The following is a 12,524-nucleotide window of genomic DNA, read 5'->3' on the forward strand; positions in this document are numbered from 1 at the left end:
GCTACAGGGTGTGTCCGCTTGCTCCCTCACGGGGGCTCGCGTAAGGTGCGCGGCTTGCGCAAGCAATGCCGACCGTGCGGTCGGCGATGTGCCCAGTTCCGGTCCGAATCCTGATGTCCTCTGCTGAATCGAATGCGCCCGTGTCCGCGGCTCCCGGCCTGATCCGCCTGGCGGTGGATTGCATGGGCGGGGACCATGGCCCCAGCATCACGCTGCCGGCCTGCCGTGCCTTCCTTGCGGCCCATCCCGAGGCCGGTCTGCTGCTTGTCGGGCAGCCCGAGGCCCTGAAGGAGGCGCAATCCTGGCCGCGCTGCGAGATCGTGCCCGCCAGTGAGATCGTCACCATGGACGACCCTGTCGAGGTGGCCTTGCGGCGCAAGAAGGATTCCTCCATGCGCGTGGCCATTCAGCAGCTCAAGGCGGCCGACGGCGAGCAGCCGCGGGCCCAGGCCTGCGTCTCAGCCGGCAACACCGGGGCGCTGATGGCGGTCTCGCGCTATCTGCTCAAGACGCTGGAAGGCATTGATCGCCCGGCCATTGCCAGTGTGATGCCCAACCAGACCGGTGGCTTCACCACCATGCTGGACCTGGGTGCCAATGTGGATTGCAGCGCCGAGCACCTGCTGCAGTTCGCCGTCATGGGCAGCGCCCTGGTGAGTGCCGTGGAAGGCAAGCCTGAGCCGCGCGTGGGCCTGCTGAACATCGGCGAGGAGATGATCAAGGGCAACGAGACCATCAAGCGCGCCGGCGAACTGCTGCGCGCCGCCCATGCGGCCGGTCAGATCAATTTCCACGGCAACGTGGAAGGCAATGACATCTTCAAGGCCACGGCGGACGTGGTCGTCTGCGACGGCTTCGTGGGCAATGTGGCGCTCAAGACCGCCGAAGGCCTGGCCTCGATGATCTCCACATTCATCCGCATCGAGTTCAGCCGCAATCTGTTGACCAAGCTGGTGGCATTGCTGGCTCTGCCCATTCTGCAGCGCTTCAAGAGCCGGGTGGATCATCGCCGGCTCAATGGCGCAGCACTGCTGGGGCTCAAGGGCCTGGTCTTCAAGAGCCACGGCTCGGCCGATGCTGTCGCCTTCGAGACAGCCCTGAACAGGGCGTATGATGCCGCCCGCAACCGGCTGCTCGACCGGGTTCACGACCGCATCATCGCCACGCTGCAGGCCATGCCCGCCACCGCGGACGGCAGCCTGCCGGGTGACTCAGGTGGTGCAGGAGACAAGGCGACTTCGGCCGCCCATGCTGCATGACTACAAGTTCCACTCTGACTGCGCCCCGTTACTCCCGCATCCTGGGAACCGGGAGCTACCTTCCCGCACAGCGCCTGACCAATGCCGAACTGGCCGCCCAACTGGCCCGTGACGGTGTCGAGACCTCCGACGACTGGATCGTCGAGCGCACCGGCATCCGCGCCCGTCATTTCGCTGCACCAGACCAGACCTCCAGTGACCTGGCTCTGCCGGCCGCCCGCGCGGCCCTGGAGGCGGCCGGCGTGGCTGCCGAGGAAATCGACCTGATCATCGTGGCCACGTCCACCCCGGACATGGTCTTCCCCTCCACCGCCTGCCTGCTGCAGCAGAAGCTGGGCATCGCCGGTTGCGCCGCCTTCGATTTGCAGGCGGTCTGCTCCGGTTTTGTCTACGGCCTGACCGTGGCGGATGCCATGATCAAGAGCGGTGCCGCAAGCAAGGCCTTGGTCATCGGTGCCGAGACCTTCTCGCGCATCCTCGATTTCAAGGACCGCACCACCTGCGTACTGTTTGGTGATGGTGCCGGTGCTGTGGTGCTGGGGGCCAGCGAAACTCCGGGCATCCTGGCCAGCCAGCTGCATGCTGACGGCCGGCATGTGGACATCCTCTGTACGCCTGGCACGGTCTCCGGCGGCCAGGTGCTGGGTCACCCGCTGCTGAAGATGGATGGCCAGGCCGTGTTCAAGCTGGCCGTGGGCGTGCTGGAGAAGGTGGCGCGCGCCGTGCTCGACAAAGCCGGCAAGACCGACGCCGACATCGACTGGCTGATCCCCCACCAAGCCAATATCCGCATCATGCAGGGGACTGCCAAGAAACTGAAACTGCCGCTTGAGAAACTGGTGGTGACAGTGGATCAGCATGGCAACACCTCGGCCGCGTCGATTCCGCTGGCCCTGGATGCCGCGGTCCGTTCGGGCCAGATCAAGAAGGGCGAGACCGTCATGCTGGAAGGCGTGGGCGGCGGCTTCACCTGGGGGGCGGTCCTGCTGGACCTCTGATCCCCCTTCCTGCTGCACAAGAAAGAGACGAGAAGATGAGCGCGAGCTTTGCATTCGTGTTTCCCGGCCAGGGTTCGCAGACCGTGGGCATGCTGGACGCCTGGGGCGATCACCCTGAGGTGCGCCGCACCCTGGAGGAAGCTTCCGTTGCCCTGGGTGAGGACGTGGGCGCCCTGATCAAGAACGGTCCCAAGGAACAGCTGGACCTGACCACCAACACCCAGCCCGTGATGCTGACCGCAGGCATTGCCTGCTACCGCGCCTGGCTGGCGGAGACCGGCCTGAAGCCCGCCGTGGCTGCAGGCCATTCACTGGGCGAGTACACCGCCCTGGTCGCCGCCGATGCTCTGAGTCTGGCTGAGGCCCTGCCCCTGGTGCGCTTCCGGGCTCAGGCCATGCAGGAAGCCGTGCCCGTGGGCGTGGGGGCCATGGCCGCCATCCTGGGGCTGGACGCCGCCGCAGTGCGCGAGGTGTGCGCCGCTGCTGCGCAGGCCGTGGGCGAGGCTGTCGAGGCCGTCAACTTCAATGATCCCAAGCAGACCGTCATCGCCGGCACCAAGGCCGGCGTGGACAAGGCCTGCGAAATGCTGAAGGCTGCCGGCGCCAAGCGCGCGTTGCCCCTGGCCGTGTCGGCACCTTTCCACTCCAGCCTGATGAAGCCGGCCGCCGAGCGTTTGCGCGAGCGCCTGGTCGCCGTGGACTTCAAGCCCATGGCCATTCCGGTCATCAACAACATCGACGTGGGCATCAGTGCTGATGCTGACGCCCTGCGCGATGCCCTGTACCGTCAGGCCTTCGGCCCTGTGCGCTGGGTGGAAATCGTGCAGGCCATCAAGGCCCGCGGCATCAGTCATGTGATTGAATGCGGTCCGGGCAAGGTGCTGGCCGGCCTGGCCAAGCGCGTCGATGCCGAGATCCAGAGCGCCACAGTGTTCGACCCGGCCAGCCTGGCCGAGGCTCGGACCCTGCTGGGCTGAACATAACAAGACTGACGAGACACACCACCATGAGCGACACCATCAAGGGCCAGGTGGCCCTGGTCACCGGAGCCAGCCGAGGCATCGGCCGCGCCATCGCCTTGGCCCTGGCCGAGAAGGGCTATACCGTCATCGGCTCGGCTACCAGTGAATCCGGCGCCGCCGGCATCAGCGAGGCCCTGGCAGCCCTGGGCGGCCGCGGCATCGTCCTGAATGTCAACGACGCCGCTGCCTGCGATGCTGCGGTGGATGACATCGTCAAGACGCATGGCGGCCTGCAGGTGCTGGTCAACAATGCCGGCATCACCCGCGATACCCTCGCCATGCGCATGAAGGACGACGACTGGGATGCGGTGATGGACACCAACCTCAAGGCTGTGTTCCGCATGAGCCGCGCCGTGATGCGCACCATGATGAAGGCTCGCTTCGGTCGCATCATCAACATCACCTCGGTGGTGGGGGCGTCGGGCAACCCGGGACAGTCCAACTATGCTGCCGCCAAGGCGGGCGTGGCCGGCATGACCCGTTCCCTGGCGCGAGAGCTGGGCAGCCGCGGCATCACTGTGAACTGCGTGGCCCCCGGCTTCATCGCTACTGACATGACCGAAGTCCTGCCCGAGGCCCAGAAGGCCGCGCTGCTGGGCCAGATTCCTGCCGGGCGCCTGGGTGAACCCCGGGAGATCGCCCATGCCGTCGCCTTCCTGGCGTCACCCGAGGCCGCGTACATCACCGGCACGGAGTTGCACGTCAACGGCGGCATGTTCATGAATTGAATGATTGAAGTGAAGGCGCCTGCGGGCGCCTGGATTGCGCCCCCTTGTGGCTGGGGACCTGCGGGTCGACGGCCCACCGGATTCCCCCGGCCGGTGAAGGATCTTCTGAGTGCCCGGACACGCTCGTTCGGGGCCCCGCTAGGGGTGTCACTCTAGAAGCCTTAGAATCCCGGGTTGTTCCTTTGCAAACCCCTCTTGGAGGAGTCATGAGCGATATCGAAGCACGTGTCAAGAAAATCATCGCCGAGCAACTCGGCGTGCCCGAAGCCGATGTGAGCAACGAGAAGGCCTTTGTCGCCGATCTGGGCGCTGATTCTCTGGACACCGTGGAACTGGTGATGGCACTCGAAGACGAGTTCGGCATCGAGATCCCCGACGAAGAAGCCGAGAAGATCACCACCGTCCAGTTGGCGATCGACTACGCTGTCAAGAACCAGAAGGCCTAAGGGCCACGGGGCCTCGCGCCCTCTGGACCACGGGGCCATCGTGCCCCGCGGTGTGTCTTCAAAGAATCTGCTGATCGCATGAGCCGTCGTCGCGTTGTCGTCACCGGTCTTGGCCTGATCAGCCCCGTGGGCAACACGGTGGCTGAGGGTTGGACCAACATCCTCGCCGGTCAATCCGGCATTGATCGCATCACCCGTTTCGATGCCAGCAACTTCGCCTGCCAGTTCGCGGGTGAGGTCAAGGGCTTCGAGGTTGGCGACTACATGTCGACCAAGGAAGCGCGGACCATGGACCGCTTCATCCACTTCGGCCTGGCGGCGTCCATCCAGGCTGTGCAGGATGCCGGCCTTGCGACCAATGATCAGCTGACTGAAGAGCAGGCCGAGCGTGTCGGCGTGCTCGTGGGCTCGGGAATCGGTGGCCTACCGATGATCGAGGAAACCCATGCTGAGCTGACGGCGCGCGGACCGCGCCGCATCTCACCCTTCTTCGTGCCTGCCTCGATCATCAACATGATCTCGGGGCACGTCTCCATCAAGTACGGTTTCCAGGGTCCGAACCTGGGGATCGTGACCGCCTGCACCACCGGCCTGCACAGCATCGGGGAGGCCGGCCGCCTGATCGAGTACGGCGATGCCGACGTCATGATCGCCGGCGGTGCCGAGTCCACCGTCTCGCCCCTGGGCGTGGGCGGCTTTGCAGCAGCCCGTGCACTGTCCACTCGCAATGACGACCCCAAGACTGCGTCCCGCCCCTGGGACAAGGACCGCGACGGCTTCGTGCTGGGCGAGGGGGCCGGCGTGCTGGTGCTGGAAGAGTACGAGCACGCCAAGAAGCGCGGCGCCAAGATCTACTGCGAGCTGGCCGGTTTTGGCATGGGCGCCGACGCCTATCACATGACCGCCCCGAACGTGGACGGCCCCAAGCGCTCCATGCGCGCGGCCCTGCGCAATGCCGGTATCAACCCGGACCAGGTCCAGTACATGAACGCGCACGGCACCTCGACGCCGCTGGGTGATGTCAACGAGACCAATGCCACGAAGCTGGCTTTTGGTGACCACGCCAAGCAGCTGGTCATCTCCTCGACCAAGTCCATGACCGGCCATCTGCTGGGTGGTGCTGGCGGCATCGAGTCGGTGTTCACCGTGCTGGCGGTTCACAACCAGGTCGCGCCCCCGACCATCAACATCTTCAACCAGGACCCCGAGTGTGACCTGGACTACTGCGCCAATGTGGCCCGTGAAATGAAGATCGAGTACGCCGCCAAGAACAACTTCGGTTTCGGTGGCACCAATGGCACGCTGATCTTCAAGCGCGCCTGAAGTCTGCGCGGCCCTCACCACGCCGCAATGAACGCTCGTCAACGTCAGGCGCCCGCCTTCCAGCTGGAAGTGCGGGCGCCTTTTCTTTGGCGCGCAAGCGCCGCAGCGCTGTGGGCTCTGGCCTTATGCGCCAGTGGAGCGGCCGTCATGGCCCAGCTCGGCCAGCGGCAGGGGCCGACGGCAGTGGCAGCCTGCGGGCTGCTGACGCTGCTGCTGCTTCCCTTTGCATGCAGGCGGGCCTGGCGCATCGAGGCAGACAAGGTCTGGCAGTTGGTGTGGGACGGCCAGTGCTGGGCCCTGCGCTCTGGTGATGCCCGGACGGCGGCCGACGCGGATGCCGCCCGGCAGGCCGTCGAGCTGCAGGTGTCGATGGACCTGGGCAACTTCCTTCTGCTGCGCTGTCGCCCAGCCGAGGATGCGGGGCGCCCGGCCGTGGCCTTCCTGCCCTTGTCGAAGCGGCAGCATCCTGGGCTCTGGCTGCCTTTGCGATGGGCGCTGTTCTCGGCACGAGGATTGCCTCCTGGGTCGGGTTGATCGGCGGACTGGCGCCATGACCTTGGGCTGCTGGACCGTGCACATGCTTTGATACATGTCTGGCGCGCAAAGATAGTCGGGCGCAGTCTATGGCCCCTGCAGGCCTGCCAGAAGGCATTGCACAATGACGTCGGCCCGGAAGTGCTTCCCTTGGGCCTGAACCTGAGCCGAACCCAACCATGAACAAAGCTTCTTCGCGACACGCTGCCCAACACCGGCCGCTCCCCGGCGTCATCAGCGCCCTGGCCTTGTGTCTTGGCCTGGGTCTCTCCCTGGCGCCGGCCCTGAGTCAGGCGCAGGCGCGGGAGCTGCCGGATTTCACCGAACTCGTGGAGCGGGTGGGGCCGGCGGTGGTCAACATCAAGACCTCCGAAAAGGCCAAGCCCGCCGAGAACCCGGTCATGGACGAGCAGATGCAGGAATTCCTGCGTCGCTTTGGCATCCCCGTGCCGCGCCGTGGTGCGCCGCGCAATGGCGACGAGGACGCTCCCACGCGGCGAGGCCTGGGTTCGGGCTTCATCCTCAGTGCGGATGGCTTCGTGATGACCAACGCTCACGTCGTCGATGGCGCCGACGAGGTGCTGGTGACGCTGACCGACAAGCGTGAATTCAAGGCCAAGGTGATCGGCCTGGACAAGCGCACGGACGTGGCCGTGGTGAAGATCGAGGCCAGCGGCCTGCCGCAGGTGAAGATCGGTGACAGCGCGCGGCTCAAGGTGGGCGAATGGGTCATGGCCATTGGCTCGCCCTTCGGCTTCGACAACAGCGTGACGGCCGGCATCGTCAGTGCCAAGCAGCGGGATACCGGCGACTTCCTCACCTTCATCCAGACCGATGTGGCCATCAACCCGGGCAACTCAGGCGGCCCGCTGCTCAATATGCGCGGGGAGGTGGTGGGCATCAATTCGCAGATCTACAGCCAGTCCGGCGGCTTCATGGGCATCTCTTTCGCGATCCCCATCGACGAGGCCATTCGTGTGTCCGAGCAACTGCGTGCGGGTGGCCGGGTGCAGCGGGGCCGCATCGGTGTGGGCATCGTGGATCTGTCCAAGGACGTGGCCGAGGCCATCGGCCTGGGCAAGCCCGTCGGCGCGCTGGTGCAGCGCGTGGAAGGTGGCTCTCCGGCCGAGAAGGCGGGCATCGAAGGAGGTGATGTCATCACCAAGGTCGAGGGCAAGGCCATCCAGAACGCGGCCGAGCTGCGGCGCTCCATCGCGGCCATCAAGCCGGGCAGCAAGGCCACGGTGCAGGTCTTCCGTCGCGGGGCCACCAAGGACCTGACCCTGACGGTGGCCGAGCTGGAGGCCGACAAGCCGGCCAAGAGTGCTGAGCCGGAGGCCAAGCCGGCTCCTGGCGCCGCCGCAGCCCTGGGCCTGAGCCTGGCCGAGATCAGCGATGCCCAGCGCAAGGAACTGAAGCTGCGTGGCGGCGTGCTGGTCGAGAGCGCCGAAGGCGCAGCGGCACGCGCCGGCCTGCGCGAAGGAGACATCATCCTGTCGGTGGACAACGTCGAGGTGGCCAGCATCAAGCAACTGCAAGCCCAACTGGCCAAGCTGGACAAGGCCAAGCTCATCAACCTCCTGGTGCGCCGGGGTGATGCTGTGAGCTTCGTGCTGGTCAAGCCGGGCAATCGCTGAGAGGGGGGCGCTGCTTGCCCGGAGAGGGTGGGGCTCGTCTGGCAGCGTTGGCGCTGCAGGCTCCATCCCGGATGCTTCCGTGGGTCTTTTCGGCAGATGAAATGTCCCCTGACGAGTCTGCAGGCGAGCAGCGAGGTTTGCGCTCGCTCACATAGGGCGCTGGGGCGGGGATTGCGATGCTTGTAGGATAGAATGCACGCCATCAAACGTTTGTTTGAGCGTGCTGTCCGCATGAGTGGCGAGGTCGCCCAAGCTGTCCCCAGGATGCTCACAGGAGCCTGTTGATAACTTGTGCATAAAAATCCTTGTTGGCGGGTCGCAACGGCCGGAAAGCCAATGACGGTGCGGTTTCCAGGCGGGCGCTCGGCTACAATGGAAGCCCAACAAGCAGTTGCCATACGTTTTTGTTGGAAGGCGCGTCACCGTTTCGACGTGCCTTTTTTTTATGTCCGGCACCGCCTCAGAAGAGGCCTTCACATCGCTGCGTGACACAAGCTTCTTTTGCGACGGCCCATGCCGTGGCAGCCGGCGAGTGACGCACGACAGAGCATGAATCACATCCGCAATTTCTCCATCATCGCCCACATCGACCACGGCAAGAGCACGCTGGCAGACCGCATCATCCAGCGCTGCGGCGGCCTGTCGGACCGGGAGATGGAGGCGCAGGTCCTGGACTCGATGGACATCGAGCGCGAGCGTGGCATCACCATCAAGGCGCAGACCGCGGCGCTGCAATACAAGGCGCGTGATGGCCAGGTCTACAACCTGAACCTCATCGACACCCCGGGGCATGTGGACTTCTCCTATGAGGTGAGCCGCTCGCTGTCCGCCTGCGAGGGCGCATTGCTGGTGGTCGATGCTTCGCAGGGCGTGGAAGCTCAGACCGTGGCCAACTGCTACACCGCCCTGGAACTGGGCGTGGAGGTGGTGCCCGTCCTGAACAAGATGGATCTGCCGCAGGCCGACCCGGATCGTGCCAAGGCCGAGATCGAGGACGTGATCGGCATCGATGCCACCGACGGCATCCCTTGCTCGGCCAAGACAGGCATGGGCATTGACGACATCCTGGAGGCCGTGATCACCCGCATGCCGCCGCCCAAGGGCATCGTGCAAGCCCCGTTGCGCGCCATGATCATCGATTCCTGGTTCGACAACTACGTCGGCGTGGTGATGCTGGTCCGCGTGGTGGACGGTACGCTCAAGAAGGGCGAGCGCATCCGCATGATGGCCACCAACGCCGTCTATCCGGCAGATCAGCTCGGCGTGTTCACGCCCAAGAGCGAGTCGCGCGAGCAGCTCAATGCAGGCGAGGTGGGCTTCATCATCGCAGGCATCAAGGAGCTGGCTGCCGCCAAGGTGGGCGACACCATCACCCTGGAAAAGAAGCTGCCCAACAACCTGGGCCCTGCCGAGCAGGCCCTGCCGGGCTTCAAGGAGATTCAGCCCCAGGTCTTCGCCGGCCTCTACCCGACGGAAGCCAGCGAGTACGACCAACTGCGCGACGCCCTGGAGAAGCTCAAGTTGAACGACTCCTCGCTGCGCTTCGAGCCGGAAGTCTCGCAGGCCTTGGGCTTCGGCTTCCGCTGCGGCTTCCTGGGCCTGCTGCACATGGAGATCGTCCAGGAGCGACTGGAGCGCGAGTTCGACCAGGACCTGATCACCACGGCTCCCAGCGTGGTCTACGAGGTGCAGTTGGGCGACGGCGAGGTCATCGAGGTGGAGAACCCCTCCAAGATGCCCGAGATCGGCAAGATCCAGGAGATCCGCGAGCCCATCGTGACCGTGCATCTCTACATGCCGCAGGAATACGTGGGCCCGGTGATGACGCTGGCCAACGTGAAGCGCGGCGTGCAGATCAACATGGCTTACCACGGCCGGCAGGTCATGCTCACCTACGAGATCCCCTTGGCCGAGATCGTGCTGGACTTCTTCGACAAGCTGAAGTCGGTGTCGCGGGGCTACGCTTCCATGGACTACGAGTTCAAGGAGTACCGTGCCTCCGATGTCGTCAAGGTGGATATGCTGATCAACAGCGACCGCATCGACGCGCTCTCGCTGATCGTGCACCGCAGCCAGAGCCAGTACCGCGGCCGCCAGGTCTGCGCGAAGATGCGCGAGATCATCCCGCGCCAGATGTATGACGTGTCGCTGCAGGCCGCCATCGGCGCCAAGATCATCGCCCGCGAAGACATCAAGGCCCTGCGCAAGAACGTGCTGGCAAAATGCTACGGCGGTGACATCACCCGCAAGCGCAAGCTGCTGGAAAAGCAGAAGGCGGGCAAGAAGCGCATGAAACAGATCGGCAGTGTGGAGGTGCCGCAAGAGGCCTTCCTGGCCATCCTCCAAGTCGAAGACTGAACCACACCTACATGAGTGCACTGACCGGGATTCTCTTCGCGGCGCTGATCGTCTATGGCGGCGGCTGGTATGCGGGGCAATGGACGGGGAATTTCGCCCTGCTGCTGCTGATCCTCACCTCGGTAACCGGCCTGTACTGGCTGGCCGAGCGTTTTCATTTCCGTCCGGCCCGGGAGAAGGCGGCCGCCGACCTGGAAGCCGCCGACCTGAAGCGCCGCGAGGCGCTGGCAGCGCAGGGCATTGCCCGGGTGGACGGCGATATCGTCAGCGCCAAGGAGGAGGTGCTGCGCCAGCCCTGGTGGCTGGACTGGACGGCCGGCCTGTTCCCGGTGATCCTCATCGTCTTCGTGCTGCGTTCCTTCCTGTTCGAACCCTTCAAGATCCCTTCCGGGTCCATGGTTCCGACGTTGCTGGTGGGTGACCTCATCCTGGTCAACAAGTTCCATTACGGCATCCGGCTGCCGGTGATCAACAAGAAGATCATCAGCAATCACGAGGTGCAGCGGGGTGACGTCATGGTCTTCCGCTACCCGGAGGATCCGCGCATGGACTTCATCAAGCGCGTGGTGGGACTGCCTGGCGACGAGATCAGCTACCGCAACCAGCACCTCTACCTCAATGGCCAGTTGGTGGATGTGAAGCCGGTGGACGCCTACTACGACGAAGACAGCATGCAGATGCGCAACCGCTTCGAGGAAAAGCTGGGGGAGAGACCGCACAAGCTGCTGGTCGACCTGAACCGACAGCAGTTCTTCCGGCCGGATCGCAAGGACGGGCCTTTTCCCTACCAGGATCACTGCACCTACAACGCCGAGGGCTTGACTTGCAAGGTGCCGGCGGGACACTACTTCATGCTGGGGGACAACCGGGACAATTCCCGCGACTCGCGTTTCTGGGGTTTCGTGCCGGATGAGAACATCGTCGGCAAGGCCTTTGCCGTCTGGATGAACTTCAGCAATCCCAAACGCATTGGTTTCTTTGACTGAGCCGTTCGCGGATACTGCGGGGCTTTCTGTTCTGCGAGGAGAGGCAATGAGGCGTGCGCACCGTCACCAGTCTGGCGTGAGCTTGATGGGCCTGCTGTTCTGGGCCGTGGTACTGTCCTTCACGGGCCTGATTGCAGCCCGCACCATCCCGACCGTGATGGAGTACTACACGATCCAGCACGCGGTGGACAAGATCGCGCGCGGCAATCCGGCCACCGTGCCTCTGGCCCGGGCGGAGTTCGAACGCATCAAGCAGGTCGAATACTCCATCACCAGCATCGGTCCTGAGGACCTGGTGATCACCAAGGAAGACGAGAAGGTCCGCATCAGCTTCGCCTACGACAAGCAGGTGGAACTGTTCGGCTCGGTGTCCCTGCTGATCAAGTACGAGGGGCGGTCTCGCTGAGTCCGCTGCCAGCGTCATGAGCCATCCCATGGATGCCCTGCAGTCGAGGCTGGGCTACCAATTCAAGGACAGCGGTCTGCTGCAGCGGGCCGTGACCCACCGCAGCTTCGGCACCGACCACAACGAACGCCTGGAGTTCCTGGGTGACGCGGTGCTGAGCCTGGCCGTGTCCAGCCTGCTTTACGAGCGCTATGCCGGCTCGGACGAGGGCGACCTCACTCGCATCCGTGCCCACCTGGTGCGCGAGGAGAGCCTGCACAAGCTGGCGCTGGGCCTGGAGCTGCCCCAGGTGCTGCGCATGAGCGAGGGCGAGGCCCGGGGCGGCGGTGCACAGCGTGCTTCCATCCTTGCCGATGCCACCGAGGCCATCATCGGCGCGGCCTTCGTGGACGGCGGCTATGCAGCGGCCCGGGAAATCGTGCGTCGCCTGTTGGGTGAGCTGATCAACACCTCGGCCAGCGATACCTGGGCCAAGGACGCCAAGACGGCGCTGCAGGAGTGGCTGCAGGCGCGTCGCCTGGCCGTACCCAGCTACCGCATCATCGAGACCCGCGGCCAGGCGCACAACCAGACCTTCGAAGTCGAGTGTGCCGTGCCTGCCCTGGGTCTGGCCAAGCGCGGTGAAGGTCGCTCGCGCCGTACTGCCGAACAGGACGCTGCCAAGCGTATGCTTGCGGAACTGGTGGCGCGAGACAAGCCCGGGTCCGCGCTGTCATCCTGAGGGCTCAGAGCCTTGACGCACCGACACCGCGTGCCGCAGCCATCCACCACCAGTCCCCAAGCGGGCCACGGCCCGCGACATTCCCATGCGCCGCCCAGCGGGCGCA

Annotated in this window: 12 protein-coding genes; all 12 read left to right on the forward strand. The window is 64.9% G+C overall.

Features of this window, described 5'->3' with window-relative positions:
• The first annotated feature begins 158 nt into the window (after nucleotides 1-158).
• The gene (plsX, locus tag ACS5PK_RS19810; RefSeq protein ID WP_439442029.1) at nucleotides 159-1,259 is read left to right on the forward strand and encodes a phosphate acyltransferase PlsX; all 1,101 of its coding nucleotides are present in this window, start codon (nucleotides 159-161) and stop codon (nucleotides 1,257-1,259) included.
• The gene (locus tag ACS5PK_RS19815) at nucleotides 1,256-2,257 is read left to right on the forward strand and encodes a beta-ketoacyl-ACP synthase III (RefSeq protein ID WP_439441992.1); all 1,002 of its coding nucleotides are present in this window, start codon (nucleotides 1,256-1,258) and stop codon (nucleotides 2,255-2,257) included. The genes plsX and ACS5PK_RS19815 overlap by 4 nt, the downstream gene beginning before the upstream one ends.
• 35 nt (nucleotides 2,258-2,292) lie before the next feature.
• On the forward strand, nucleotides 2,293-3,234 hold the full coding sequence (fabD, locus tag ACS5PK_RS19820) for an ACP S-malonyltransferase (RefSeq protein ID WP_439441993.1): 942 nt from the start codon (nucleotides 2,293-2,295) through the stop codon (nucleotides 3,232-3,234).
• A gap of 29 nt (nucleotides 3,235-3,263) precedes the next feature.
• The gene (gene fabG, locus ACS5PK_RS19825) at nucleotides 3,264-4,007 is read left to right on the forward strand and encodes a 3-oxoacyl-ACP reductase FabG (protein ID WP_439441994.1); all 744 of its coding nucleotides are present in this window, start codon (nucleotides 3,264-3,266) and stop codon (nucleotides 4,005-4,007) included.
• A 206-nt stretch (nucleotides 4,008-4,213) separates the two neighbouring features.
• The gene (gene acpP, locus ACS5PK_RS19830; RefSeq protein ID WP_183103012.1) at nucleotides 4,214-4,453 is read left to right on the forward strand and encodes an acyl carrier protein; all 240 of its coding nucleotides are present in this window, start codon (nucleotides 4,214-4,216) and stop codon (nucleotides 4,451-4,453) included.
• Nucleotides 4,454-4,531: 78 nt separating this feature from the next.
• A complete protein-coding gene (fabF, locus tag ACS5PK_RS19835; RefSeq protein ID WP_439441995.1) occupies nucleotides 4,532-5,776 on the forward strand; it encodes a beta-ketoacyl-ACP synthase II in 1,245 nt (414 codons plus the stop codon).
• Between the two features lie 147 nt (nucleotides 5,777-5,923).
• Nucleotides 5,924-6,310 carry a hypothetical protein gene (locus ACS5PK_RS19840; RefSeq protein WP_439441996.1) on the forward strand — a complete coding sequence of 129 codons (387 nt, stop codon included), beginning with the start codon at nucleotides 5,924-5,926 and terminating at the stop codon, nucleotides 6,308-6,310.
• Between the two features lie 179 nt (nucleotides 6,311-6,489).
• Entirely contained in the window at nucleotides 6,490-7,947 is a 1,458-nt protein-coding gene (locus ACS5PK_RS19845; RefSeq protein WP_439441997.1) for a DegQ family serine endoprotease, read from the forward strand.
• A 549-nt stretch (nucleotides 7,948-8,496) separates the two neighbouring features.
• Nucleotides 8,497-10,305 (forward strand): translation elongation factor 4, encoded by a 1,809-nt coding sequence (gene lepA / locus ACS5PK_RS19850; RefSeq protein WP_439441998.1) that lies wholly within the window; start codon nucleotides 8,497-8,499, stop codon nucleotides 10,303-10,305.
• A gap of 11 nt (nucleotides 10,306-10,316) precedes the next feature.
• Entirely contained in the window at nucleotides 10,317-11,291 is a 975-nt protein-coding gene (lepB, locus tag ACS5PK_RS19855; RefSeq protein WP_439441999.1) for a signal peptidase I, read from the forward strand.
• A 46-nt stretch (nucleotides 11,292-11,337) separates the two neighbouring features.
• Entirely contained in the window at nucleotides 11,338-11,697 is a 360-nt protein-coding gene (locus ACS5PK_RS19860) for a DUF4845 domain-containing protein (RefSeq protein WP_439442000.1), read from the forward strand.
• Nucleotides 11,698-11,725: 28 nt separating this feature from the next.
• The gene (gene rnc / locus ACS5PK_RS19865; RefSeq protein WP_439442001.1) at nucleotides 11,726-12,418 is read left to right on the forward strand and encodes a ribonuclease III; all 693 of its coding nucleotides are present in this window, start codon (nucleotides 11,726-11,728) and stop codon (nucleotides 12,416-12,418) included.
• The last annotated feature ends 106 nt before the right edge of the window (nucleotides 12,419-12,524 follow it).

The sequence above is a fragment of the Roseateles sp. DB2 genome (genome assembly GCF_051857535.1).
Classification (GTDB): Bacteria; Pseudomonadota; Gammaproteobacteria; order Burkholderiales; family Burkholderiaceae_C; genus Roseateles_B.